Annotated in this window: 14 protein-coding genes; 9 read left to right on the top strand and 5 right to left on the bottom strand. The window is 66.6% G+C overall.

The features are described from left to right. Window positions 1-18 precede the first annotated feature (18 nt). Genes V6V88_RS22880 through V6V88_RS22865 form a run of 4 tightly spaced genes read left to right on the top strand, consistent with a single transcriptional unit; the run spans window position 19 to window position 6,966 of the window. Complete coding sequence (locus tag V6V88_RS22880; RefSeq protein ID WP_338616511.1) at window positions 19-2,907, top strand: type VI secretion system Vgr family protein; 2,889 nt, start codon at window positions 19-21, stop codon at window positions 2,905-2,907. Then, window positions 2,904-3,887: a DUF4123 domain-containing protein gene (locus V6V88_RS22875; protein WP_338616509.1), complete on the top strand. Its 984-nt coding sequence runs from the start codon at window positions 2,904-2,906 to the stop codon at window positions 3,885-3,887. The genes V6V88_RS22880 and V6V88_RS22875 overlap by 4 nt, the downstream gene beginning before the upstream one ends. Beyond that, the gene (locus V6V88_RS22870; protein WP_056325705.1) at window positions 3,888-4,670 is read left to right on the top strand and encodes a DUF3304 domain-containing protein; all 783 of its coding nucleotides are present in this window, start codon (window positions 3,888-3,890) and stop codon (window positions 4,668-4,670) included. Next, window positions 4,660-6,966, top strand: coding sequence for a DUF2235 domain-containing protein (locus tag V6V88_RS22865; RefSeq protein ID WP_175236322.1), 2,307 nt, complete (start codon window positions 4,660-4,662; stop codon window positions 6,964-6,966). The genes V6V88_RS22870 and V6V88_RS22865 overlap by 11 nt, the downstream gene beginning before the upstream one ends. Before the next feature lie 117 nt (window positions 6,967-7,083). Here the strand turns inward: V6V88_RS22865 and V6V88_RS22860 are convergent, their stop codons facing one another. The 5 genes from V6V88_RS22860 to tssJ all read right to left on the bottom strand — a co-directional run bounded on the left by V6V88_RS22860 (window position 7,084) and on the right by tssJ (window position 19,381). Then, complete coding sequence (locus tag V6V88_RS22860; protein WP_056325710.1) at window positions 7,084-7,587, bottom strand: hypothetical protein; 504 nt, start codon at window positions 7,585-7,587, stop codon at window positions 7,084-7,086. Window positions 7,588-7,630: 43 nt separating this feature from the next. Continuing rightward, window positions 7,631-16,462: a type VI secretion system Vgr family protein gene (locus V6V88_RS22855; protein ID WP_338616507.1), complete on the bottom strand. Its 8,832-nt coding sequence runs from the start codon at window positions 16,460-16,462 to the stop codon at window positions 7,631-7,633. A 92-nt stretch (window positions 16,463-16,554) separates the two neighbouring features. Next, on the bottom strand, window positions 16,555-17,310 hold the full coding sequence (gene icmH, locus V6V88_RS22850; protein WP_223576556.1) for a type IVB secretion system protein IcmH/DotU: 756 nt from the start codon (window positions 17,308-17,310) through the stop codon (window positions 16,555-16,557). A gap of 40 nt (window positions 17,311-17,350) precedes the next feature. Beyond that, complete coding sequence (gene tssK, locus V6V88_RS22845; RefSeq protein WP_056325717.1) at window positions 17,351-18,697, bottom strand: type VI secretion system baseplate subunit TssK; 1,347 nt, start codon at window positions 18,695-18,697, stop codon at window positions 17,351-17,353. Between the two features lie 66 nt (window positions 18,698-18,763). Further along, on the bottom strand, window positions 18,764-19,381 hold the full coding sequence (gene tssJ / locus V6V88_RS22840; protein ID WP_081100935.1) for a type VI secretion system lipoprotein TssJ: 618 nt from the start codon (window positions 19,379-19,381) through the stop codon (window positions 18,764-18,766). Between the two features lie 155 nt (window positions 19,382-19,536). Between tssJ and V6V88_RS22835 the strand changes: the two genes are divergently transcribed. The 5 genes from V6V88_RS22835 to tssE all read left to right on the top strand — a co-directional run bounded on the left by V6V88_RS22835 (window position 19,537) and on the right by tssE (window position 23,424). Next, the gene (locus V6V88_RS22835; protein ID WP_223572839.1) at window positions 19,537-20,235 is read left to right on the top strand and encodes a hypothetical protein; all 699 of its coding nucleotides are present in this window, start codon (window positions 19,537-19,539) and stop codon (window positions 20,233-20,235) included. A gap of 70 nt (window positions 20,236-20,305) precedes the next feature. Next, a complete protein-coding gene (gene tssB, locus V6V88_RS22830) occupies window positions 20,306-20,821 on the top strand; it encodes a type VI secretion system contractile sheath small subunit (protein ID WP_056325727.1) in 516 nt (171 codons plus the stop codon). Beyond that, window positions 20,814-22,307: a type VI secretion system contractile sheath large subunit gene (gene tssC / locus V6V88_RS22825; RefSeq protein WP_056325730.1), complete on the top strand. Its 1,494-nt coding sequence runs from the start codon at window positions 20,814-20,816 to the stop codon at window positions 22,305-22,307. The genes tssB and tssC overlap by 8 nt, the downstream gene beginning before the upstream one ends. Before the next feature lie 45 nt (window positions 22,308-22,352). Then, window positions 22,353-22,856 (top strand): Hcp family type VI secretion system effector, encoded by a 504-nt coding sequence (locus V6V88_RS22820; protein ID WP_006226591.1) that lies wholly within the window; start codon window positions 22,353-22,355, stop codon window positions 22,854-22,856. Window positions 22,857-22,938: 82 nt separating this feature from the next. Then, a complete protein-coding gene (gene tssE / locus V6V88_RS22815) occupies window positions 22,939-23,424 on the top strand; it encodes a type VI secretion system baseplate subunit TssE (protein ID WP_338616499.1) in 486 nt (161 codons plus the stop codon). The last annotated feature ends 48 nt before the right edge of the window (window positions 23,425-23,472 follow it).

Below are 23,472 nucleotides of genomic sequence, written 5' to 3'. Positions count from 1 at the left end.
CCAAGAGGTTTTTGTTCCATGGCTGTCAACGCAAGCAGCGGCAGTTTCAGCGCCGAGACCCGCCTTTTCCGGCTGGACGGCGAAGGGGCGATGTCGTCCTTGCAGGTGGAAGGCTGGGCCGCCCGTGAGGGGCTGTCGACGATTGGTCAGATGCGCGTGGTGGCCCTGGCCGACGATGCGGGGCTTGACCTGAACGACATGATCTCGCGCCCGGCCACCTTGTGGACCACGTGTGCGGACGGCACCGAAACCGGGCGCAGCGGCGTCGTGCGCGAGGCCGAGATGTTGGGCGGCAATCCGGGCATGGCGCGGTATCGCCTGACCTTGGCGCCGTGGTTGTGGCTGGCGACGCAGCGGCGCGAAAGCCGCATCTATGAAAGCCAGCCCGTATTGGACATCGTGCGGCACGTGCTGGATACCTACCCGGGCTACACATACAAGGTGTCCGCCGAGGTCGAAACGCATCTGGCCGATCTGCCCGCGCGTCCTTACACCACGCAGTATCGCGAAACCGATTACGACTTCCTGTCACGGCTGTTGGCCGAGTCCGGCCTGGGCTGGACCACCGTCGAAGACGACAGCGCGCCTGCGCGCCATGCGGTGCTGATCTTTGCCGACAGCCGAACGCTGGCCGAGGACGCGCAGTCCGCCGGCGTGGGCGTGCGCTTTCAGCGCGCGCACGCCACCGAATCGCAGGACGGCGTGCAGGTGTTTGCGCGGCGGCAACGCCGCGGCGTGGAGCGCGTCACCGTGCTGGGATGGCACGGCAGCGGCAAACATGCCATTTCGGGCCAGGCCCTGGCGGGCCCGGCCAGCGGATCCGATGACGAGAGCGCCGGGCTGGAATGGTTCGAGCCGCTGGGCCACGGCGCCTTGCTGAATCAGGCGCATGCACAGTTCCAGGCCACGCTGATGATGCAGGCGGTGCAGGCAAGCGCCGAAACGTTCGTGGGGCGCGGCAATGTGCGCACCTTCCGGTCGGGAACGCGGTTCACGCTGCAGGACATGTCGCCATTGGGTCCGTCCGGCGAGGCGGGTTTTGAACCGGTCTTCGCGCTGGATCTGCTGGAGCAGGTGGGCGTGAACAATCTGCCTGGCCAGGCTGACGCCGGCATGGCGGGAATGCGGGGCGCGCTGGATGATTTTCTGCGCTTTGACGACGAGACCGTCGCGCACTCCGCCGACGGGGATGAGCCTGCGTGCAACGACGCCTTCTTTGGCCAGGCGCAGCCCGACGCCGCCGTGCTGGCGCGCGCGCACGACGTGGGCTATGCAAACCGGTTTCGCGCCGTGCGTTGCGACCGGCCCTGGCGCGCCGCCTTCGCTGCGGGGCGCGGCGCACGGCTGGCGGGCGCGCCGTCGGTGGTGGGCGTGCACACGGCCATCGTCACCAACGCTGAAGGTTCCACCGAGGCCCGTGGCGAGGACGAGATCTACCGCAATGCCCGTGGCGATGTCCGCGTGCGCTTTCATTGGCAGGCCGAAGCCGCGGGGCTGGCAAAAAGCCGATGGGCGCGCGTGGCGCAGCGCCAGGCAGGCGCGGGGATGGGCATGAGCTTCGTGCCGCGCGTCGGCCAGGAAGTGCTGGTGCGGTTTCTGGATGAAGACATCGACCAGCCGCTGGTGGTGGGCGCGCTGTACAACGGACGCGGCGAGGGCGGCATCCCCTCCACGCCCGGCGGCAGGGCCGGCGAACCGATGAACACCGACGTCTACGCCGCCGCCCTGGACGGCAAGCCCAGTGCGCAGGCCAACCTGGCCAGCGGCAATGCGCCTGCCTGGCATGGCGCGGCCGGTGGCGACGAACAGCATCGCAACGCGGCCGCGCTGAGTGGCTTCAAGAGCAAGGAATTCGGCGGCGACGGCTACAACCAGATTGTGTTCGACGACAGCGATGGCCAGCTGCGCATGCAGATCAAGACGACACAGGCCGCCACCGAGTTGAACCTGGGCCACTTGATTCACCAAAGCGGCAACTATCGCGGCAACGTGCGCGGCGTGGGCGCAGAGCTGCGCACCGATGCGTTCGGCGCGGTGCGCGGCGCAGGCGGCGTGTTGCTCACGACCTATAACGCGGGCGGCAGCGAGCCGGCGGGCGAGGCCGCGGCGCCTTTGACGCTGGCCGGGCAGGCCGACATCATGGCGCAGTCGTTCGATGGCGTGGTCGGCGCCCACCAGGGCGTGCGGCTGGCGTCCGCGCGCGGCACGACGTCCGAAGGCGCCAGCCGCCTGGATGGCGAACGCGCGCCGCTGGCCGCCATGACGCACGCCGTGTCCGGCACCGTGGCCGGCGAGGCGCTGGGCGGCGCGGCGGGCGATGCCTCGGCCAAACATACGGACGTGGTGGACGGCAAGGTGCCCCACCTGACGGACCCGCTGGTGCTGATGGCGGGCCGCGCGGGCCTGACGCAAGCGGCCGGACGCAACCTGCAGGTGGCGGCGGGCGAACTGGTGCATTGGTCTTCCGGACAGGACCACAACCTGGCCGTCATCGGGTCGTTGCGCGTGCATACCGGGCAGGCGCTGGGCATCGTGGCCGGAGTGCAGCAGGGCGGCGCGGAATCGGGCCTGGATCTGATTGCGGGCACGGGCGATGTCGAGGTGCTGTCGCAGCACGATGTGCTGACGGTGCAGGCGCAGCAGGATCTGCGCATGGTGAGCGCCAACGCGGGCATCGAGTACGCGTCGCCCACGCGAATCCGCATCGCCAACGCGGCGGGCGCCAGCATCGTGATCGAAGGCGGCAACATCACCGTCACCGCACCGGGCCGTATCGACGTCAAGACCGGCAACAAGCAATTTGCCGGCCCGACGCAGATGCCGTATCCGCTGCCCCAGTTCACCGTCTGCAAGACCTGCATCCTGGACGCCCTGGAGAGCGTGCAGTCCATCACCGACAAGGCATGACGGCGATGCACTATTCCTGGCAGGACGCGCTGCTGTCCACATTCGCCGAATTGCCCCATCACCGCGGCCCGTATGGCGAGGCCGCGCGCGCGTATGTGATCGTCGACTTCCGCGGCCATCCGGATCTGCTGGCGCGGCTGACCGCGACCGAGGACCTGAGTTTCGGCTCGGTGTGGGCGCAGACCGGGCTGGACATTTACGGCGACGTGGCGCCGCTGCTGATCGAAGTGGACGGCGCCTCGCAAGGCGTGCTGCGCGGGCCGCGTCACGGGGATTTCAGCACCGTGCTGGTGCGCGTGCTGGAAGCGCTGCACGAGCGCGCCGCAGGCCGCTACGCGATGATGAGCTTCGCGTCGGCGGTGCCGCTGGAAAAGCTGATCGCGCACTTCGGCGCGTTCTGCGACTACGCCTTGCCGGATGCCAGCGAGTTCTTCCTGCATTGGTACGACAGCCGCATCCTCGCGCGCGTGGTCCAGGTCTGGACACCCGAGCAGCGCGCGCGTTTCGCGGCGCCCTTGATCACGCTGCGCTATGCGCTGCGAGACGGCTCGCAGGGCGAGCTGGCTGGCACGGGCCGGCTACCCGCGGCGCGGCCGGAGGGCATTGAACGCTTCACGCCCGAACAGCACCAGATGCTGTTCGATCTGGACTACCCGGACAAGCTGGCGGTGCAGTTGCGCCGGCTTTATCCGAACCTGCTGCCCGGCAACCCCGATCAGGACACCCTGGTGCCGCGCGTGCAGGCGCAATTGGATCGCGCGCGTGCTCACGGCGTGGCGGGAGATAAGGACACGTTCGACTATGTCGCGTGGGGCGTGGCGATCTCACCGCGCTTCGATGAGCATCCGGCGATCGCCGACGGGCTGCGTGCGTATCGGGAAAACGCAGAAGGCGGGCTGTCGAAAGCGCTGGAAGGCGTGCCGGATGCGGTGTGGGATGCGGTGCATGCAAAGTGGCGCGAGACGATTTCGGAGAAATGAATGCGTAAGGGTTTGATCGGGATACTGCTGTGGCTGGGCCTATTGGCGGGGTGCAATGGCGAACCCATCTATAAGGGGGTGAGCTTTGTCACGTACAACTACACACCATGGAACCTGGAGCCCGTACGCATCAGTGATGCATCGGGTCGCGTGGCAAGTTCCAGCACGCTCCCATCGGGCGGCGGCGAGGGGAGCGTCTCTTGCTGCTATACGTTTTCCGGTACCGAATTCAAGGTGAAATGGAGCGGAGGTGACCCCGACCTGCTCCGCAAACATCTGTTTGACGGCAAGTTCGACGAGGTACTGTTCAAGAAGGAAACGACGGTGCACTTCCCGGCCACGAAAGTGCCCGAAGGGGATGGAACGCTGATTCTGGAGTTGCACATCTATCCGGATGAACACATGGAGCTCGCCTTGAGCCGCGAGTTGAAAGGGCAAGTCAGAATTCCAATCGTCGATACCACTCGCTGGCTGTATGGGAAGTACCGAGACGAGCTTGCGGGGTACAAGAGTGCAGGCTATTTGGCCAACGAAGTTGCCAGGGTCACAAAACAGGCGTGGATGTCCTATCGACTAGAAGACGCCGAAGACTTGCGCGGATATATGTATCTGCACTTCATTGTGTCTTCCAACTTTGGCAAAGACCCGGATGTGGCATCCGTTCTGAACGACCCTGACCGCAAGCCCGGTGACTTTGGCCGCGCCGTGGCCGCTTTGTCGAAAGAGCAGATCGCACGGATCAAGGCGACCGGCGAGCCGGCGGGAGGAAAGCATGTCCAGTGATCAGCTTCCGGATCAGGATAGAACGCCCGCATCGGTATTGAAGGCGATGGCGGAGAATGAGGCGGCCTATCCAAAGGACTCCTGCACGGAATGCGGCGTCACGTTGCGCCTGGGATTCTTCTTTGACGGGTTCGGGCGGAACAAGGATCTGGATAAGGAAAATCCTACGTTCCTGTCCAACGTCAGCCGGTTGTGGATGGCGCACTACAACGCGGGCAACAAGCCCGTCACGAACAAACAACGCTGGTATGGGTTTTACTATTCCGGCCTTGGCGTCGACCTCAACGAGGGCGCAAAGGAACAAATCCTCGTCAGCGCGCTCACGCTTGCTGGCGGCAAGATGGTAGACAAGGCAGTCTCTAGTGCGCAGGATGCTGCGAAGAACATTACGCGTCTTGATGAAGTGCCCGATGTGGATGCCACCGGGCGTGCCAAGAAGGCTGTCCAGCAATCCATCAAGGACGGGTCCTTCCACCCCATGGTGAAGGCGTACAAGGACGTCGTCAAAGACGTTCAGACGCTTCCGGAGAAGACGGTCAGAATCTGGAATGCCCTGGATCCCGACCGGATCCGCAATCGCGCACAGGCCACCTTGCGGGGCTTCTGGTCGGATTTCAAGAAGAACCCGCTGAAGGTTGCCTGGACTGCGGGAAAGAACGCCGCCAAGGCAACGTTGCTGGAGGGCGTGCCGGTAGTGCGGGACAATGCCGTCGTCGCCGAATTGATGGGAACGGGCGTTGACACGCGCCTGGATGCAGCCAGACGTCAGTTCGAGCAAGCCTATCAGGCTGAGAACGCGGGCACGGAAAAGGTCGTGCGTATCGAGGTCTGCGTTTTTGGAGCGGATCGCGGCGGGGTCATCGCCAAGCAATTCGTCAACGATATCGTCAAGAAGTACAAACGCCGCCACGACACCGACCTGGCCATCATCGGAAAAGACGGTGCGCCGGACGCGAAGATTGTCATTCGATTCCTGGGATTGTTTGACAGTGTCGCTTCCATCATGGAAGAAAGCTGGTTCCTTGAATTCATTCCCTTCACGGACCTGATCAAACAGACCCACAAGGACCGCACGCTGACCATACCCGCAGCTGTGGAGAAGGCCGTGCATTTCGCCGCGGCGCATGAGTTGCGCCGCAATCAGCGGCTGGATTCCCTGGAAAAGACGCGTGGACTGCAGTATCTCTATCCGGGCTCGAGCGGTGACGTGACCGGCGTGGCCCCAATGGGATCGCTGGGCACTCGCGCGTCGCTGTCCCGGGTTCCATTGCGCGAGATGATGAACCTGGCGCTCGCACACGGCGCCGCAATGCATAGCATGGAAAGCCTGGCGGTCCGTGATCTGGCGCTTTACCGGATGCTGAGCCTGGCCGACGCGATCGAAGACGAAGGGCAGACCTATCACGTCCAGGAACTGGTCGATGCCTACCGCGAGATCGTCAAATACGAACCTGGCTGCGATTTCGTGCCGCACATGGAAGTTTTCCTGCGGTGGCTGGCGGTGCGTTATCAGGACCCCGTATTTCGCGCCGGGATGTCGGATCCCGCGGAGCAGTGGATCAAGGACCGGGACTTCTTCACCCCGGAGCAGGAGCTCATCGAAGAGCGCAGGCGATTGGGCATGGTATCGCGGGAGGAGCTTGCCAAACCCGAGACCACGGCGCGCGTGCGCGAGCTGGAAGCCTTGGCCAATGAGCGCCGCGAGCGCGCCAATGCCAGCCGTGGCGAAGCGCCGCCGCAGCGTTTTCTGCCGCTGTGGGAGCGTCTGGAGGAGGAGTACAAGGGGTTGGAAGAAGCCGAACGCCAGGATGCGGCGACGGAGCAGCGGCGGCAGGACATGGAACGCAATCAACCCGAGCAGCTTCGGGCCATTGAACGGTGGGATCAGGACGCGGTCTTCATGGAAAACATGCGCCTTGGCAGAAAGCCGGGCGACCCAGATTATGTGGAGAAGCTGCCGGACCCCTTCGCCGACATGAAGGCCGATCGCGCCATGCAGCGGCGTCTGCTGACCGCCTGGCGCGATGCGCGCGACGGCAAGACGCAATTGCCGCCCAAGGTGATGACGCTGTTCGACTGGCTGGTGCATGACGCGATGCTGAGCAGCTGGCCAGACCATCTGCTGGCCAGCACCCGCATGTATTTCCGCGTGCGCGACAAGGATGTGTTCGCCAAGACCGACGCGAAGGCCGAGATGGAACAGCGCGCCAAGGATATGCGCAACGCTGAGAAAGTGGAGGCGATGGCCGCGCGCAACGAGCAGAACATCCGGCAGATGACGCCCGCGCGGCCCTGAGCGGCGGCTTGTTGTTGATGGAAAGACGGCCCTGCATAGCAGGGCCGTCTCCATTTGATCGGCCCGTTCGTTTGGCAGCCGGATCTTCTGCTGGTCGGCGCTTTCCCTGGCCGAGTTTTACTTCTGGCCTTCTTCGACCTCGATGGTCACCGTGTTCGACTTCACGTCCTCGGCCTCGATGTAGACCTCATACGTGGCCGGCGTGGCCGGCAGGTGCAGCACGCCGGCCATGTCGGTGGTGAAGCGCGTTTCCACGGTCATGCCCGGCGGCAGGGCAATCTTCGGGGGGCGGGGGCCGCCTTCCCGCGGGTCCACCGAGACATTGGGCAGCTTGGGACGCACGTAGTTGAACGCGACGCCGCGGTAGACCTTGCCGGTGCGCGTATCCTTCGCCACGAAGCGCGGCAGTTGCGGATTGTCGATGACAGGCAGGATGCCGCGTGCGCAGACCGGAATCGTCAGGGTGCTGCCGTCGCGGATCCTTACGCGCGAAGGCGCGGCGATGCGCATCTGCGCGTCGTAGCCTTGCAGCGGCGGCATGCAGGCGTGTTCCTGCTGCGAGTGCGTGGGCACCGAGGCAAAGGAGGCGGGCTCGATCCAGTCGGTAGTCATGATGGGCATGTCGATGTCGTTTCAGAGGGCGAGGGTGATCCGGGGCGCGTCGTCAGAATGAGGTCCAGCCTTCCGAGCAGTCCACCTTGCGCACGGCCTTGCTGCAACTCGGGCAGAAGTGGATGTTGGCGCAGGTGATGCCGTACATCACGCACTGCCCGATCTCATCGCTGTACTGGCCGTTCCGGTTGGGCAGGCCAAAGTAGCAGTGTCCTCCCATGTTGTAGTAGAAGTACTGCGGCGGATCCAGCTTGGAATCGTCGGCCGAGGAGTCTTCGTTGCGCAGGCCGGGCCAATCGGGGCCGCTGGGCACCATGCCGAGCAGGTGGCCCATTTCGTGGGCCAGCGTTTCCGTCAGGTACGCCTGCGAGTTAGGAACGTAGGGATCCAGCGTGGACACGAACAGCAGGTTGGTGCCGGTGATGGCCAGGCCAGCATAGCTGGCGGCGACCGTGTTGAACTGGATGTTGAGCACGCCGTTCAGGGGCGTGGACGAAATCTGGGTCAGGTCGACCTTCACGGAGAAGACGGCGCCGGAGCTTTCGCGCAGCGGCGTCATCAAATGGCGCGGAATGGGAATCGAACGTTCCGCGCCCGACGCGTCGGTGTAGATATACCGGGCGTGGACGAGCCAGTCGTCGCTGTCGTCGAACTCGTACCAGAGGCTGGCAAGGGTACGGTCGTCGTTGACGATGGGCACCGTCATCACGCGTCCGCCCGGGCCGGCCGGCACGGGCAGGCGCATGTCGCCGCTGGTGCCGGGCGCGGCCAGCCGGTCGACGTGGCACACCACCAGCGTGTAAGGCTCGCGCTGCTTGCCGGGCGAGGTGGCGTACACGCGGCGCACGGCGTCCATGATGGCCTGCTGCGCGTCGACGTTGTCCGCCGCATCCACCGCCGAGCGGCCGCGGAATTGCAGGCGCGGCAGCTGGATCATGTCGATGCCGTGCAGCGCGAATTCCGCGGTGACCGGCGTCACGTCGGCCAGATGGTTCGCGGGGCGGGCGCTCATGCACATCACTTCCTGGATATACAGGCGGCGCGCGGTCTCGACGCGCTCCGTCTTGATGAGCTGGCCGCGTTCGTCGCGCACCTCGAACAGATAGACGTTGCGGCCGGCGGCGGGCAGGTCGATGTCATCGACGATGCGGGTGCCGTCGGCGTCCGTGACGTAGCTGCGCGGATTGGCGTGCGGCTCCTGATAGCTGGCGCGGCGGCCGCGCTCGCGGCTGGAGTAGGCGATGTTGCCGGCGTCGGCCTTGACGGTGATGGTGAAGCGGTGCGCGCCCGGACGGTTGAACTCCACGTGGATCCGCGGGCGGCGGGTCTGCCGCTCGGTGGTGGTCAACGCGTTGCCGTCGTTCCAGCGTTCGTCCGCGCGTTCCAGGTTGACGTATTGCAGGCGCGCGCCATCCTGGCGGCCGCGATACGTGGAGACGCTGGGCACCACACGTCCGGAGCCGGACGGGCCGGGTAGGCCGCCAGGCAGATTGGTGCCCTGCGTGCGGGCGACCGGGCCCAGTCCGATCGTGTCCAGCACATCCCGCGCGATCTGCGGCAGCGGCGAGTCCGCCACGCCCGGGATCTTCATCAACACCTCGGCCACCTTGGGCAGCGTTTCGGTGGCGAGCGTGGGCGATTGCAGGATGGCGCCAATGACGCCCGGCACCGACGAGGACGACAGGCCCGGCATGCTGAGAATGGCGCCGGCCACGGCGGGAATGTTGGCCTGCTTCACGTCGGGCAGCGAGAACAGCGTGTCCACGGCTGAACTCAGCGCGGCGGCGCGGTCGCCCGCCGCGTTCAGCGCTTGCGTCATGACGGGCACGATGGCCGCGCCGACGTTGGCGCTGACGCCGCCGCTGGCGAGCGTGCTGGCGCTAGATAGCACGGTGGAGGCGGTGCTGGCCTGCTGCGCGATGGCCGCCAGGGTGCCTCCGCCAGCCACGGCGGCAATGCCGGACGCCCCGGCGCCGCCACCCCCGCCCGCGGCAGCGCCGGCTGCACCGGCTGCACCGCCTGCGGCTGACAGGTCCGTCGCGCGGGTTGCCGGTGTGCTGTCGGCCATGCCCGCCGCGCGGGCGGTCTCGGCGCCGAGCACGGTGTCCGGTGGGGCGGCGGGGGCTGTGGTTCCGGCCGGCGCAAAGGGCGGCGTGGCGCCGGTGGCGCCGGCCGCTGCGCCGGTGGCACTGGCGCCGGTGCTGGCGCTTGCCAAGGGCGGCGTTGCGCTGGTGGTGTTGCCGGCGGCGAAGGGAGGCGTTGGGCCGGCGCCGCCGCCAGCGATGGGGGCGGTGGTCTCGGCGGGTTGCGTCGAAGAGACGTCCGCCGGGGAGGGCGCGCCGGTAGTTTGCGTTGTGACGGTTGCCGGTGCACTGCCATTGGCCGCTGCGGAACCGACCGGCGCGGCCGCGCCATTCGCGCCAATGGGAGCGGAGGCCGCCGAGGCGTTCGTTGAACTTGCGGTCGCGTCGGCGCGGGGGGTTGCCCCTGCGCCTGCGTCTGCCGGGCCTACGCCCGCACCTGCTGTACCAGCTCCAGCTCCAGCACCTGTGCCAGAACCTGCACCGGCGCCCGTACCTGCTGCACCAGCAACTGCACCTGCATCGGCACCTGTACCTGCTGCACCAGCAACTGCACCTGCATCGGCACCTGTACCTGCTGCACCAGCAACTGCACCTGCATCGGCACCTGTACCTGCTGCACCAGCAACTGCACCTGCATCGGCGCCTGTACCTGCTGCACCAGCAACAGCACCTGCACCAACACCTGCATCCGCTGAACCTGTCTCTATTCCGGCGCCTGCCGCCGTGCCTTCGCTGACGTCGGCAGTTGCCAAACGGGGAGAAGCCCCCGCGGAACCTGCAACCGCGTCTGTTCCTGCGAGCGGACCCGCGCTGGCGATGCCGCCCGTGGCTGCGGGAAGGGTCGAGTTCGCGGCGCCGCTTGTCGCGGCCGCGTCAACTGCCGCTCCCGCACCCGCCGCGCCGACGGCAACGGATGGGCTGGGAGAAGCTTCGATGTTAGGAAGCCCGAAAGTATCGTCCCCGGTCGTACCGGGCAGCCCGGTTCCCTGCGGCAGGCTCTCGCCGGACGCAGGCACGAAGCCGGGCGTTTGCGGCGCCGCGCCAGACAAGGACGGCGTGGTGAAAACGCCGGCCGATTCGGGCAGCGACGGCGCGCCGGCCAGGGCAGCGCCCTGGTCCGTGGCGCCGGAGGAAACCGGCAACCCGCTTATCGCCGCGTCAGACGCGACCGGCACGCTCGGCGCCGCAACGGAGGGCGCGCCAGTCGGCAACGCCAATGCATCGGGCAGACTGCCCGGCGCGGCGGTCGAGCCGGACGCCGCTTGCGTGACGCTGCTGGCCGCGGCAGAGGTGGCGCTCAACAGACTACCTGCGCCCGCCGCAATGGACGCGAGCAGCGCGGCATTCGTAGCCGGACTGCGCCCCTTGGTCGCGTCGTCCTGCTGCGCGGCGTCAGCCGCGTCATGAGCGGAGGCGTTCATCGGCCCGCGCGCAGCGGGCGCGCCGGCGGCCACGGGGGCATCGGCACGCTGGCTTGCGTGTACGCCGGACGCTGTGTCGCTGCCGCCTTCGCGGTGGGCGGACGTGCCGCGCGCAAGCCAGTCGCGCGCGTCCCGAGCGGTCTGTTCCGCTTGGGTGGTCTGCTCGTCCCGTTCCGCCGTGTGATCGTGATGCGGGGCTGGGCCGGTCGAGGGATGCGCGTCAGGCGACGCGCCCAGATGCTGGGTTGTCGATCCTTGCATGAACGCGGGCGCCAGTCCCGCGGCGGCGGCGCCGATACGTGTCGGGTCGACCTGCGCATGCAGCGTGGCGTCTTCGCCGTCATGGGCGTGCCGGGTGGCGTCGTCGCCGACATGCGCGTGCTGCGTGTCGTCATCGCCGTCCTGGGCGTGTGTACGACGCGACGTCGTCGCGGTGACGGTTCCGGCGACGGCGGCGAGCAGGCCGATGGCGGCTCCCGATCCCTCAGCCTGACGGGCGTGGCCCTGCGCGGCCATGGACGCGGACGGCGCCGCGTCGTGGGTCGAGCCCGGCGCCGTCCTGGCGTCCGCCTCGATGCGGCCAGGCGCTTCCGTGCCCGCGATGGGGGAGAGATGCGAGCGGGCGGCAGCGTTGGATTGCGTAGCGGACGTGGACGCGTCTGACGAGGACGAGCCGAAAGCGGGCTTGCCTGCCTTGGACGCTTGCGAGTCGGACGCCGATCCCGATCCCGATCCCGACACCGAATCCGACCCCGATCCCGATTGGGTCGCGATGGGCATCGCTGCGGACGCCGAACTGCTGCGGCCCGCCAACGAGGCAGCCAGCGCGCCCGTGGCCGGGATGCCGACTCCCGTTGCGCCTGCAGCAAAAGCGGCGGTGCCGCCAGCAGCCGACGCGATGGACGGGACGGCCGTGCCGGAGCTTGGGGTGGCGATGGCAGACGCAACGCCAGCGTCCGCGCCAGCAACAGATGCCGGCGAGGCGATGTTCGCATCCGCGCCAGCGGCCGCAGCGCCAGATGCCAGAAGGTCGTCCGCGCTTGCTGGGGACGCGGCGGACCCAACACCGGCGTCTGTGTTTGCGAGGGACGCGGCGGCGGGTGCCCCGGCGTCTGTGTTTGCGGGGAACGCGGCGGAGGTAATACCGGCGTCTGTGTTTGCAAGGGACGAGGCGGGGGTTATACCGGCGTCCGCGCTTGCGAGGGAAGTGGCGGAGGCAATGCCGGCGTCCGCGTTTGCAAGGGACGTGCCGGAGGCAATACCTGCGTCCGCGCTTGTGAAGGACGTACCGGATGCAATGCCCGGGTTCGCATCTGCCAGGAACATGCCGGAGGCGACGCCGGTGTCCGCACTGGCGAGCGACGCATTGGACGCGATGCTTGTGCCTGCCAGGGCTGAGCCCGATGCGACACCCGCACCAGCGACTGAAGCGATGCCCGCGCCCGCGCCAGAGCTAGTTCCCACGCCGGCGCTGGTGCTTGCTTGGGAAGGAATTGCAGACGCGGCGCTGCTGCCGGCCGCTGCCGTGGCAAGCGTGGGCGTTTGTGTTGCGGCGTCGGATGCGGACGGCGCTTGCAGGGTGCCGTTGGCCGGATTCGCACTGTTGTCAGCCATGGCGCCTGCGGGCGATGCCGCGGGCGCCGCGGCGGCGGTGGCCGCCGAAGACGGAAGCGTTGCGGCCGCCGTGGCCTGCGCGGTGGGCGTCGTGGCAGATTCCGAAGTCGCGGCCGATCTCGATCCCGACGCCGTTTCCGAGGCCGATTGCGAGACCGTTTGCGAGGCCGGTGACGAGGCCTGTGCCGACGCGGACGCCGGAGTTCCTGAAACGGCGGAGGGGGCCGCGGATGGCGGTGTTGCCGGGGTCGCGGAAGCCGTGGCCTGCGTCGATGCGCCTGCCGTTGCCGACGCGCCTGCCGTTCCCGATGCACCTGCCGACGCACCTGCAGTAGCCGACGCACCAGCCGTTGCCGATGTCCCTGCAGTAGCCGATGCACCTGCGCCTGCCGGGTCGGCTGCTGGCGACGCACTCGCCGCAGTCATCGGGCTTGATGCCGACGCTGTTGCCGATCCTGCACCCGCCGATTGCGCAGCGCCGGTCCCCGTCGGCGCGAAAGACGGCGTCGCGGCCGCGCCCTCCAGTCCGCCGTCGGCGCCAAGCCCCGCGCCCGAACCTACCTCTGCACCCTTGCCCAGTCCCGCGATCGACGCGGCGCTCGTGATCATCTTGGACGCGCCTTCGGGCGCGGCCGAGGCCAGCATGTCGGTCGCGGCGGGCAGGGCGGCGGTGGGGTCCTTGACCCATTCAGCCGCCTTGGAGACCGTCCCAACGGCTGCCGTCGCGCCGTCGATCATGCCGCCCGCGCCGGGCGCGACGGACGCCAGCATGCCGGAGGCGGCGGGCAGCGCGGACATCGGGTTGGCGATCATGGCTTGCGCCTGCGACACCATGCCCATCGTGTTCTTGGCCGTGTTCAGCAAGCCCCCCACGGCGGAGGGTGTCGAACCCATGCCGCCGAGCAAGCCCGGCGCCTGCGACAACGCGCCCATGGGATTTTTCGCCAGCCCGGCCAATGTGTTGGCCTGGCCGGCAAATTGCGAGAGCTTGGCCGCCGCGCCGGCGGCCGTCTTGCCCAGATCGCCCAAGCCGCTGGGCGCCAGGTCGCCCAATCCGCCCAGGCCCCCGCCCGCACCCGCCGCGCCGCGAAAACCGGCCATCAGGCTGGTTCCGGCCTTTTTGGCGGCCGAGGCCAGGGCGCCGTCCTTGTGGATAAGCTCTGCGCTGACGATCAGCGGGTCGTCGACCGTGGTGCTGGGCAGCGCCGGCAGCGCGGCGGCATCGCTGCCGGGGCCGACGAAGTTGTGCGTGGCGCCCTTGACCGAAAACAGCCCCGGTCCCTTGAAGACGATATCGGCGCCGTCGAGGATGACGCTGCCGCCGCCTGCCTGCAAGGTGACGCGCTGCTGGCCCAGGATCTCGATGCCTTCGGCCGATGACGTGACGGTGATGTCTTGCCCTGCCAGGGCTTCCAGAATGTCGGTGTGGGCGTGCAGCGACACGGGCGCGTGCGCCGAAACCGCGCGTATCGCCCCTTGCTGCGCGAACACGCTGGCCGACCGCGCCGACACCGCCGCATAGGTTTGCGTGGCGGCCACATGCGCATCGGACTGCGCCGTGGCGTGCAGGTGTTCGCCCGCGTGCAACACGGCGCTGGCCGGCGTGGCCAGGTTCAGCGAGTTCGGCGAATCGATCAACAGATGCGGGCCGTTGATGCGCTCGACGGCGGCCTCGCCGGTGCGTTTCCCGTCGGCGGCCTTGCCCGCGGCCTGCCCGTTCACCTGGGCGGCGTAGCGGCCTTCCAGCTTGGGGTCCAGCGCCTTGAGCAGGTCCTCGTAGCCTTCGGACGCCGCCAGCGGGCGCGCCTTGTGCTGGCCCGCGCTGTCGTTCAACCGGCGCGACGCGTCCTGCGCGCCGCGCAGCAGCAGCAGGGCTTCCTGTGCATCGGCTTGCGTCGACTTGCCTTGTTCCCGCGCGGTGGCCGACAACAGCATGCCCTGACCGGATCGCACGACCGTCCACGCATCCGAGCGCAGTTCAAAGCCGGTGCCGCGCCATTGGCCGCGGCTGGCGTCGTCCAGATCCTGTTCCACCAGATAGCCCAGCCCAAGTTGCGTGGCCGCGGTGGAGCTGGCCAGCCGTGTGCGCAGCTTGCCCTTGGTGTCGTCGAACAGCCATTGATTGCGGCCCGCGCCATCCAGGCCCTGGCTGTGCCACCCGCTCAACACGCCGGCGTGATTGGCGTCGCCGTCTTCGCCGGCGGACCAGGGCGGCAGATCCGCATCGTTGTAGAGCTGCCCCGCGACAACGGGCTGGTTGATATCGCCGTCGATGAATTCAACGATGACCTCGGTGCCGGCGCGCGGCAGGTGATGCGCGCCCCAGTTCGGGCCCGCCTGCGCACTGGCCACGCGCAGCCACGTGCCCGAGCGGTCATCGCCGGGCGCATTGCCGCTGGCATCGCCATGCGTGCGATGCGGCAGGCCGCCCGGCAGCGGCTTTTCGCCGCGCTGCCACGGAAACTGCACCTTGACGCGCAGGTCGCGGTCGGCGGTGATGGGCGCATCGGCCGCGCTGACGACCACCGCAGCCAGGCTTTCCGGCGCCGTGGGGCGCGCGCGCCACGCAGGCATCAACGCGGCCGCGTCGGGCTGCGCAACGAAGACATTGCGATACGTGCCGCGCTCCATGTCCGGGGTGTTCAACACCTGCGCGGCCTGGCTGCCCAGGTTGTTCGTGGCTTCGTGCGTCACGTCCAGCACCACGTAACGGTTGCCGCCCAGTTCATCGGCGGCCAGTCCGCCGCCGCCTTCGGCGTAGCGAGCGTGCTGGCTCAGCGCGAACACGTGCCCTGCCGCCAGCGAGCGGGCGGTGCCCGCGCCCTCAAAGCGCACCACTTCGGATTCATGGGCGCGCAGCGCCCGCGCCGCGCTCTGCTCGGCCGCGTCGTCATCGCTATAGCGGCCATGGCCGGCGTAGTCGTAGTCTTCAAGGACGGGCAGCGATTCCACCTGCACCTGCGACTGGCTCTGCGCGGCATGCGCGTTCAGCGTGCGCTCGTTCCAGGCGGCGCGCGCCACGCGGTTGGGCCGCACGGCCTGCCGGGCGGCAAACCGGGTGATGCTGTCGCTTGTTTCGGTCGCGTCGCTACGGTGAAAGCGCAAGGGCGAGGCCGGGTCCTGTGGACGCGCGGCGTCGGCGTCGAAGATCACCACGCGGTGGCGCGCGCCGCCGCTGGCGGACTGGCCGTCGTCCTGTTGGTGTTCGAAGCGATAGCTCAGCCCCGCCTCGGCCAGGATGCGTTCGACGAACGCCAGGTCCGACTCTCGATACTGCGTGCAGACGGCAAGCGGCTCCAGCGCCTGGCTCAATTCAAAGGCGAACGCGGCCTGGGGATAATCCGAAAACACCTCGCTGACGATGTCCTGCACCGACAGGTCCTGGTAGATGAAGCTGTCGCGCCGCAACGCCAGCGCGGCCATCCACGGCGCGGCATGCAGGCGGAAACGCGCCAGCCCGCCGTCGGCGCCCAGCGCGTCCACCCCTTCCACCACCGCGTGCCACCGCCGCATCGCGCCATCGGCCTGCAGCAGGCTGACGCTGATCTCCTTGCCCAGCAACGCGCTCACGTCCACTTCGGCGCTGGCCGCCAGGCAATCCAGCGTCAGCGAGAACAGGCGCGACACGCCTTCGCGCAGGTTCAGGTGTTCGACCACGAGTTCGGCGTTCAGCGGGGTGTCCAGGCGCAGCAGGCGCGCCTGCTGCGACAGCGTGGCGATGTTCAATGACGAGTAGGCCGGGGCGTTCGAAGGCAAGGCGTTCATAGGACGTGGCGAATGTCGGTCGGCAGAGCCGGGGCGCGGGGCACGCGCCGGGAGGGGACGGGTGAAAGCGGGGCCGGGCATCGGCCCGGACGCTATGGCAGCGAAATTGTCAGGTGCGCGGCGCGCGGACCCAGCTTGACGATGTCGTGGTACGGCGCCATCGCCGTCTGCATCTCGGTGTTCAGGAAGTGGCGCATCCCCAGAAACGCCAGCAGGCCGAGCAGCGCAAAGACAGCCATGATCGACCACAGCGGCACGTCGCGTTTCAGCGTGTGCGCCACCTTGTCGGGCAGCGGCCAGTGCGGCGCGAAGCCGGTGCGCTTGCCGCGCAGCAGCGCGATCTCGTCGCCCAGCCGCGCAGTCAGATAGCCGAGTTTTTCCTGGCCCTCGATCAGGTACTTGCCCTGAAAGCCGAGCAACAGGCACATGTAATAGATCTCAAGCGATTGCAGGCGCGGCGCGCCTTGGGCGCGCAGGTCTTCCAGCCGGGCAAAGAAATTCTCGCCAGCCAGCTGTTCGCCGAACAAGGTGAGCTGCAGGGGCTGCAGCATCCACGCATCGCGAATGGCGAACTGCGAATTCAGCACGGTCTCGTCCACCGCGGCGCAGAATGCATACTTCGTGGCATACACGTCTTCCGCGGGAATATCCATTTTCTTGGCGGCGCGTTCGTAGTCCGCCAGAAACTGCTGCACCCGCGCCGAGAACGCCGCGGCGTCGGTGGGCTCCTGTCCGCTCTTGAGCAGGAAAAGCATCAGGAAACCGTCATACAACAAGTCCAGCAAGGACCTGGCCGGACGGCTGGCGTGGAACTCGGCGGCCCGGGGCGGCAGCGTGGCGCCGGGCATCAGGGAGGGAGCGTCTGCGGTCATGGAAGTACGTGTCCTGTCAGCGGGTGACTGCAATCAAATCCAGCTTGAGCTCAGGGATGCCGGCGGGCGCGTAGATGGCGATGCTGCGCGCTTGCAGCATGCGGTCATAGAGCGAACCCCGCGCCTGTAGCGCGAAATACACCGCCCCGGGCTTGACGGGCACCGCCGGCGGCACCTGCGGCGTGTAGGCCAGCGGCACGCCGGGCATGGCCGACAGCACCAACTTGTCCACGTCTTCCGGCGCGCCCACCTTGAAGCGCATGGGCACGCTCTCGGAGAGTTCCGAGGCAGGCATCGCGGCCTGCACGGCCAGATACAGCGACGTGGTTTCGTCGAGCTTTTCCGAGTCCAGCCTGCCCATGTGGAACGACGGCCGCAACTCTTCCAGCACGATGGAGAAGTAGCGTGTGGAGATCACCGTTTCCAGCAGGTCGCGCAGGATTTCGTCCATGCGGGCGAACGCCGGGCCGGGTGCGTCATGCCGGTAGACGGGCAGGTCGGCAAGCGTATGCAGCTTGGAGAACGTCATCAGCGCGCCCGCCAGCCGCGCCAGTTCCTGGAACAGGCGTTCCGGGTGGAGCTGCGGGTGGTGAAACAGATGCGACAGCGTGGCGTAGGCCTCGTTGGCCGTGTGCAGCAGCCAGAACGAGGCGACGTCGCCCGAGCGGAACTCGATGATGTTCTTGCTGGGTTCGCGGTGAAAGCCGTACAGCGCATTCACCTTGGCCTGCAGCGCGTCCAGCAGTCGGCGCAGCTGTTCATGCAGGGCGCCAGAGGCCGTCAACGACAGGCTCGGCGCAACGAAGGTGGTGTCCAGCTCATAGCCCGCGCTGGCGGTGCGGCGCACGCGCGCTACCGGAATAGCCAGTAGCGCGTCGCGCGGTTCGAATTCCGAGATCAGGCGCACGTCTTTGCGCAGGAACGCCAGCTCAGCCGTGGTGGCGCCCGTGTACAGGTCGGGGGCCGGCGCATTGTTGTGCGTGTAGCGTGAGTCGAAGCTGGCTGCCGACTGGCCATCGCGGTAATTGCCGCCAATCGCCTTGAGCGGATGGATGGCCAGATAAAAGACCGCTTCGGTGACGCCATCCAGCGCGGTCAGCGCTACCGGCGGCGGCAGTTCATCGCCATGGGGGGCGTTATAGAGTTCACCGTCCGGAAACACCGCGCTCATTTCTGTGGCGCGCAACATGCCGTTGGCCAGTGCCGATGCATCGAAGCGCGCGGCGCGCAGGCCCCACGCATAGGGATGCAAGGCGCGGGCCATCTCGGCCAGTCGGTCTTCGTGATAGGCATCCTGCCGCTGAAAATGTTGCGGCCGCAGAAACAACCCTTCGCCCCAAAGGACTTTGGCTGAGTGACTCAAGTTGGCGCTCCCTTTGCTTGTCTTTCCATGTCTTCATATAGAAGGCGGGCCTACGCGCAATGCGCGTCAACCGGGACACTGCACGCCGGAAAGGCGTGCCGGGTCGTAGGCTGGCAGGCCCGCCGGCAACGTGGGTTTGCCAGTGGCGACGGTGAGCGCACACGCGTGCGCGCCCAGCACAATCCCACTGTCTTCCACGTCGTCGACCTTGAATACATACTTCCAACGCATCGGCGCGGGCGCGTAGAACAACCCGGCGATCGCGATGTAATCGGCTTGCTTGGGGACCTTTTCGACGGCTTCGAACCGTTGGCCGGGTGTGAGCGTCAGCTCACGTATTCCCAGTACGGATTCCCCGAGCGTGGCTTTCTCGGCAGCAGTGTCTATCAATTGCGTGAGCGGCGCACGTTGGAATTGCTCAGGATTCTTCAGGTAGTATATTTTTGTAACCACAGCCATCGACTGTCCGCTGCTGGCATTCAAATTTTCTCCGGCATGGATCGTCAAATTCACCTCGACAGGCGCGTTTTCGGGCTTTTTCAGGCCCGCCATCTCCATCGCATTTCCGGTCAAACCGGCCACCGCGCCGATGGCTGATACGGCCGCACATCCAGTAATGACGGTGCTTGCAAGCGAGCAAGCCGCGACTGCGAAGAAGCGTGATAAATGGATATGTTTGGACATGGCCCTTTATACCGGAAGTGTGTGAAGCAATACAGATCGCAGCACGTTAGGCGCAATTTCGACGCAAGTAACATGAAGACACTTGCTGTAGCGCTGGGCTAACAAAAGGTTGTTGAAATACGGCCCCTAGTTACAACCCCGCTAGGTGCTTAAAAATGCGCTTTCCCCGCCTCGTCGTTCTCGCAGGTGTCGTTGCCGTTATGGCCGGCTGCGCGTCGGTAAAACCGCAGTCGGAATCCGAATACAAACAATCCATGGCCGAAGCGGAAAAGGCGCTTGAGCAAAAGAGCGCCGACCAGGCCGTCGCGCAATTCGAGGAGATTGCGGTCCGCAATCCGTCCAAGGGATTGCCGTGGTCCTACATCGCGAAGATTCGTTTCGACGAACAGAAATATGGTCAAGCCATCGTCGCGGCCGACGAGGCGCTGAGCCGCGACCCGGATGATTTCGTGGCCAAGAGCGTGCGCGCCGTCGGCGGCCTGCGTGTGGCCATGCAGTCGCTGGCGGACCTGCGCGCCGATGCGTTGCTGGCAGGCAATGCGCGCGCAGACGCCGTGGCCCTGGCCGCGGCAATGCGCGAGACGCTGGGGCAGGATGTGCTGTTCCCGGAAGGCCGCCGCCCGCCGCCGCGTCCGCGTCAGCCGCCGCGCAAGGCCGACCCCGCCCCGGCGAGTGCGTCGCCTTCCAGCGCCGCCGCTACCGGTGCGGCACCCGCCGCATCGACGCCTGCCGCACCCAAGGTCACTCCCAGCGCCGCGCCGGGAGCCGCCTCCAATGCGTCGCCCGCCGCAACCCAGCCCGCCCAGCAGCCCAACCGCGCGCCGAACCCGTTCGGCGACCTGCTTACCAAGTGATTCGCCCAGGCAGCGCCGGGTAGCCCGGCGCGCCTGACCGACCGCCACGATCCTTTGCACGGAGCCACCCATGGCCAAGAAAGAAAGCGTTCAGAAACGATTGCAGAAAGTCCGTCCGCCGCGCGTTCAGCTCACGTATGACGTGGAGAAGGGCGACGCCATCGAACAGAAGGAGCTTCCCTTCGTCGTGGGCGTGGTGGGGGACTTTTCGGCGCAATCCGAAGCCGAGCTCCCGCGTCTGAAGGACCGCAAGTTCGTCAACATCGACGTCGACAACTTCGACGACGTGATGCGTGGGCTGGAGCCGCGCGCCGCGTACCGCGTCAAGAATGCGCTGACCGAGGAAGGCGGCACGTTCGGCGTGGACCTGAAGTTCCGTTCGATCGAGGATTTCCGCCCGGAAGCCGTGGTCCAGCAGGTGGATCCGCTGCGCGAATTGCTCGACATACGCACCAAGCTGGCGGACCTGCGCAACAAGCTGGCGGGCAACGACAAGCTGGAAGACCTGCTGGGCGAAGTGTTGTCCAGCACCGAGAAGCTGCAACAGTTGACCAGCGAGACCGACAAGGGAGGCCGCAATGAGTAATTCCGCCGCTGCACAGAACACCGCTGCCGCCCCGGCCGACGCGCAAGGCGGCCTGCTGGACCAGATCGTCGAGCAAAGCCGGGTCGCCAAGTCGACCGCCGAGCACGATCGCGCAAAAGACATCATCGGCGAGCTGGTGCGTGAAGTCATGAAGGGCACCGTGGTGGTGTCCGACAATCTTTCCGCGATGCTGGATGCGCGCGTGGCCGAGCTGGACCGCCTGATTTCCGCGCAACTGAGCGAGGTGATGCACGCGCCGGAATTCCAGAACCTGGAGAGCACGTGGCGCGGCCTGCACTACCTGTGCCAGGAGACCGACACCAGCCCGATGCTGAAGATCAAGGTGTTGAACACCACCAAGCGTGACCTGGTTCGCGACTTCCAGACCGCCATCGACTTCGACCAGAGCCTGATGTTCAAGAAGGTCTACGAAGAAGAATTCGGCACGTTCGGCGGCGCGCCGTTCGGCGCATTGCTGGGCAACTTCGAGATCACGCGCCAGCCCGAGGACATGTACTTCATCGAGCAGATGTCGCACGTGGCCGCGGCTTCGCACGCGCCCTTCATCGCCTCGGCCTCGCCCGAACTGCTGGGCCTGGACAGCTTTGCCGACCTGGGCCGCCCGCGCGACCTGGCCAAGGTGTTCGACACCGTGGAATACACCAAGTGGCGCAGCTTCCGCGATTCGGAAGACTCCCGCTATGTGGGCCTGACCATGCCGCGCTTCCTGGGCCGCCTGCCCTACGATCCGGTGGAAGGCACCACGGTCGAAGGCTTCAACTTCGTTGAGGACGTGGACGGCACCGACCACTCGAAGTACCTGTGGTGCAACGCGGCGTGGGCGTTCGGCGCCCGCCTGACGGCCGCGTTTGCCGACTTTGGCTGGTGCGCTGCGATCCGCGGCGTGGAAGGCGGCGGTCTGGTCGAGAACCTGCCGACGCACACGTTCAAGACGGACGACGGCGAAATCGCGCTCAAGTGCCCGACCGAAATCGCCATCACGGACCGCCGGGAAAAGGAACTGAGCGATCAGGGCCTGATCCCGCTGGTGCATTGCAAGAATTCGGACTACGCGGCCTTCTTCGGCGCACAGTCGGTGCAGAAGGCCAAGAAATACAACACGGACAGCGCCAACGCCAATGCGGTGTTGTCGGCGCAGCTGCAGTACATCTTCTCGGTGTCGCGCGTGGCGCACTACCTGAAGGCGATGATGCGCGACAAGATCGGCAGCTTCGCGTCGGCGCAGTCCGTTGAGAGTTTCCTGAATCGCTGGGTGTCGCAGTACGTGCTGCTGGACGACAACGCGACGCAGGAACAAAAAGCGCAGTTTCCGCTGCGCGAAGCTTCGGTGCAGGTGGCCGAGGTCCCGGGACGTCCGGGCGTCTTCCGCGCCGTGGCGTTTTTGCGGCCGCATTTCCAGCTTGACGAACTCTCGATCTCGTTGCGCCTGGTTGCCGAACTGCCGGCTCAGGCTCAGAAATCCTGATCGTCATTGCACTGACCACTCATCCATTGAAAGAGGTTATCAACAATGAAGGACATCTACGTCAAGTTCGGCAATCCGGCGCTAAAGGGCGAATCGCAAGACAAGGACCACCCGGATTGGATCGAAGTCAGCTCGTGGCGCCATGAAATCATCCAGCCGCGTTCGGCCACGGCGTCGACCTCGGGCGGCCATACCGCCGAGCGCACCGAACACGGCGAAATGGTCTTCACCAAGGATCTGGACGTGGTCAGCCCGCTGCTGTATCAGCACGCGTCCGGCGGCACGACGTTCGATGAAGTCACCATCGATTTTCTGCGCGCGGACGGTGAGGGCAATCGGGTCAAGTACCTGGAAATCAAGCTCAAGTACGTGATCATTGCGCGCGTGGCGCCGGAAGTGGTTGCCGAAGGCCTGCCGCACGAGTCGTTCTCGCTGAAGTACGCCGCCGTGCAGTGGAAGTACACGCAGCAGAAGGTCGGCGGCAACCAGGGCGGCAACGCCCAGGGCGCCTGGAGCCTGACCAAGAACGACAAGACCTACTCGGTCTGATCGCTGCCAGGTTGCCAAGAGACCGCGGCCCGAGCCGGGCCGCTGTCCATTTTTTTGCTGTCTCCGGATTGATCAGGCCCCGATGAAAGGATTCGAACCGAGTCTGTTCGACAAGCTGTTCGAGGCGGAGGGCCAATCGCCCTATGCGCTGCGCCGCCTGTCGATCGAAGAGATGAAGGAAACGGTGGCGCGCGACATCGAGGCCTTGCTGAACACCCGCATGGTGTTCACCGAGGAAGACCTGCGGCGCTTCCCCAACTGCCAGCGGTCGGTGCTGACGTACGGCCTGTCGGACTTTTCCGGATTGAGTCTCGCCAGCCACTACGACCGCGAATTCATCTGCCGGTCGCTGGAGCAGGCGATCGCGCGCCACGAGCCTCGCCTGACGCACGTGCGGGTGATGCTCCAGGTGGACAGCCGCGCGACCTCGGTGCTGTATTTCGCGATCACGGCGATGCTGGACGTGGGACCCGCCCACGAGCCCGTCACCTTCGACGCCACGTTGCAGCCCTCGACGCTGCAGTACTCCGTGACCAAGGGCTGGGCCAAGAGCCCGGCCTCGGTCTGAGGCCCCCATTCGTAACGCAGGTGCATTGGCGCGCTGGAAGGAAAGACA

This window comes from Achromobacter sp. E1 (assembly GCF_037039475.1).
GTDB lineage: Bacteria > Pseudomonadota > Gammaproteobacteria > Burkholderiales > Burkholderiaceae_B > Achromobacter > Achromobacter mucicolens.
The sequence above is the reverse complement of the archived record's forward strand: the minus strand, read 5'-3'. Positions and strand labels throughout refer to the sequence as shown.

Bases quoted from the DNA above. Each gene is read 5' to 3' on its own strand.
- tssB (WP_056325727.1), top strand. From the start codon at position 20,306: ATGGCCAAGAAAGAAAGCGTTCAGAAACGATTGCAGAAAGTCCGTCCG.
- V6V88_RS22820 (WP_006226591.1), top strand. From the start codon at position 22,353: ATGAAGGACATCTACGTCAAGTTCGGCAATCCGGCGCTAAAGGGCGAA.
- icmH (WP_223576556.1), bottom strand. From the start codon at position 17,310: ATGCCCGGCGCCACGCTGCCGCCCCGGGCCGCCGAGTTCCACGCCAGC.
- V6V88_RS22860 (WP_056325710.1), bottom strand. From the start codon at position 7,587: ATGCCCATCATGACTACCGACTGGATCGAGCCCGCCTCCTTTGCCTCG.
- V6V88_RS22865 (WP_175236322.1), top strand. From the start codon at position 4,660: ATGTCCAGTGATCAGCTTCCGGATCAGGATAGAACGCCCGCATCGGTA.
- V6V88_RS22835 (WP_223572839.1), top strand. From the start codon at position 19,537: ATGCGCTTTCCCCGCCTCGTCGTTCTCGCAGGTGTCGTTGCCGTTATG.
- tssE (WP_338616499.1), top strand. From the start codon at position 22,939: ATGAAAGGATTCGAACCGAGTCTGTTCGACAAGCTGTTCGAGGCGGAG.
- V6V88_RS22855 (WP_338616507.1), bottom strand. From the start codon at position 16,462: ATGAACGCCTTGCCTTCGAACGCCCCGGCCTACTCGTCATTGAACATC.
- V6V88_RS22875 (WP_338616509.1), top strand. From the start codon at position 2,904: ATGACGGCGATGCACTATTCCTGGCAGGACGCGCTGCTGTCCACATTC.
- V6V88_RS22880 (WP_338616511.1), top strand. From the start codon at position 19: ATGGCTGTCAACGCAAGCAGCGGCAGTTTCAGCGCCGAGACCCGCCTT.
- tssC (WP_056325730.1), top strand. From the start codon at position 20,814: ATGAGTAATTCCGCCGCTGCACAGAACACCGCTGCCGCCCCGGCCGAC.
- V6V88_RS22870 (WP_056325705.1), top strand. From the start codon at position 3,888: ATGCGTAAGGGTTTGATCGGGATACTGCTGTGGCTGGGCCTATTGGCG.
- tssJ (WP_081100935.1), bottom strand. From the start codon at position 19,381: ATGTCCAAACATATCCATTTATCACGCTTCTTCGCAGTCGCGGCTTGC.